At 34.0% G+C, this 2,347-nt stretch carries 1 protein-coding gene; it reads left to right on the top strand.

Annotated features, from left to right (window positions below; translation table 11 throughout):
- Window positions 1-874 precede the first annotated feature (874 nt).
- On the top strand, window positions 875-2,050 hold the full coding sequence (locus tag F6K13_RS28925; protein ID WP_124143092.1) for a pentapeptide repeat-containing protein: 1,176 nt from the start codon (window positions 875-877) through the stop codon (window positions 2,048-2,050).
- Window positions 2,051-2,347 lie beyond the last annotated feature (297 nt).

The raw sequence follows: 2,347 nt of genomic DNA, 5'->3' as shown, positions 1-2,347 counted from the left end.
TCTGACTTATGAATCCTTGAAACAGCCGTGGGTATTTGTAGCAAAAATTTGAGTATTTCATATAACAATAACTGCTAAAAGTTGTCAAAGTAAAAGAATTAATGTTTTAGAGTTAATGAATAGTAAAAATGAATTATATTATGAAATTAATCGAGGCACGTTCGACAGTCAAATAGTCATAGAGTTTGGAGATAAATTTATAGTCATTTCAAATAATAATGAAACACTTTTTCGGCTGAAACCCTTCTGCTGCAATAAACCCTTGTCTCAATCTAAACTGAAATGACTATAGTTACAATTTGTCTAAACCTACAGTAATCATTATGGATAAAACCTCAATTCAAAAAAAGTAATAATTTCATGAAAAAGCAAGAGAAATGGGAGTAATTTCAGTTATCAGTTAACAGTTATCAGTTATCAGTACCTCTTGCAATAAGGAGGCTTAAAATCTGGAATACTCTCTTTATCTTGGTCGATTTTATATGTCACAGGTTTTGGAGCCATCCCGCCCTACGGGAAGCTCCACTAAGGACTGTTTTTTCCTTAAAAAGGGAGGCTATTGACCATAATTTTTCGGTCAATAAATTTCCAGATTTTTGGGTTACCTACTGACTCGCCTCAGCCAAACTTAACTGAGATTATCTGGAAATTTATTAAATATCAATGGATTGAATTTGATGTGCCTCAGAGCAGGCAAAATTTACTTAATTATCTCAAAAAACTGCTTGATTATTTTGGTACAAAGTATGTAATTAATTTTGTTTAGACACTTAGTATAGTCAACTATTTAGCGTGCTATATTGTAGAATTAAAAAAGACATTAAACTAGGGTAATATAGTATTTTTAAGGAACTGTAAAAAAAACTGTAAAAATATGACTGAAATAGGAGACAAACTGCTCAAACAAGGGATATATCAATATCAAAATCATAAATTTGAAGCAGCTTTGGAATCTTGGCAAGAGGCATTAGCTATCTACCAAGAAATTTCCGACCGCCGTAAACAAGCTGCAGCTTTAGGAAATATAGGTGTTGCTTATAACACATTATTAGATTATCACTTAGCCATAGAATATTATCAACAACACTTAAATATTGCCAGAGAAATTCAAGACCGAGAAGGAGAAGGAAAAGCCTTAGGTAATTTAGGAAATGCTTATTATGCTCTAGAAAATTATTCACAAGCAGTTGCATATCAACAAAAACGTTTGACGATCGCTCAAGAAATGCAAGACGAATTTGGTTGCGAACAAGCCTACTCCAGTTTAGGGATAGCTTATCATGGTTTGGGAGAATTTGCCCAGGCCAAAGAATGTTATCAACAGCAGTTAGCTTTTGCGAAAAAAATAGATAATTATATTAGCCAAGGGGATGCTTTGTTTAATCTCCGGTTAGTATACCAATCAATGAAGGATGATGGAAAGGCAGAAGAATGTAGGCAACAACAGATAGCGATCGCCAAAGAATTATTATCAAAGCAACTGGGCAATAACTTTACAGAAATTGCTCAAACTGTAGCTCTAAATTTTACGGCAGATTTTGCAGGTAGCGATCTAAGTAGGATAGACCTCCAATATGCTAATTTTGTTGGGGCAAATTTACAAAAGACCAATCTCAGTGGCGCTAACTTAACCCTTGCGGACTTAAGTGGAGCTAATCTTAATGGTGCCAATTTAAGTAAAGCTAATCTCTGTAATGCTAATTTACGAGATGCTAAACTTGTAGAAGCTTATCTCAAAGATGCAGATTTGCGGACAAAATTACCTCGTGCCGATTTAAGCAATGCTAACCTCAGTGGTGCTGACTTGAGTAGTGCTTATCTGCCCAGTGCTAAATTAGTCAATGTAGATTTAAGTAATGCTTCTTTACAAAATGCTGACCTCAGTGGAGTTAATTTAAGTGGGGCCAATTTATATGGAGCTAATTTAAAACGGACAGATTTAAAAGATGCAATTTTAGAGAAGACAATATTTGCTCAAAATATAGGTATTTCTGAACATCAAAGGCAGGAATGGTTGAAACAAGGGGCATTATTTGAGATTTCAGAATAGAAAAATAAGCGTTGCTGATTTTAGGTATAAGTAAGATGGTTCAAAGCTAAGTAATTGAGCAGAAGTATTGATGGAGATGGGGTGATGGAATAGTTACTAAATATCGCATTTTTTATGGATGAGAAATGATATTAGTCAATGTCCTTCTTTGAAGGAGAGGTAATTGTTAATTATTAATTATTATTATTTATCGGCAGTCCTTCAACCGTAATTGTATTGATTAGAGTTGTCGCTAAATAAAGGGAAAAAATCACTCTAAGCTAGACAGAGCAATAATTCCAAGCATTATTGCCTTCC

Origin of the sequence: Okeania sp. SIO2B9 (assembly GCF_010672505.1) — a bacterium.
Taxonomy (GTDB): Bacteria; Cyanobacteriota; Cyanobacteriia; order Cyanobacteriales; family Microcoleaceae; genus Okeania; species Okeania hirsuta.
The sequence above is the reverse complement of the archived record's forward strand: the minus strand, read 5'-3'. Positions and strand labels throughout refer to the sequence as shown.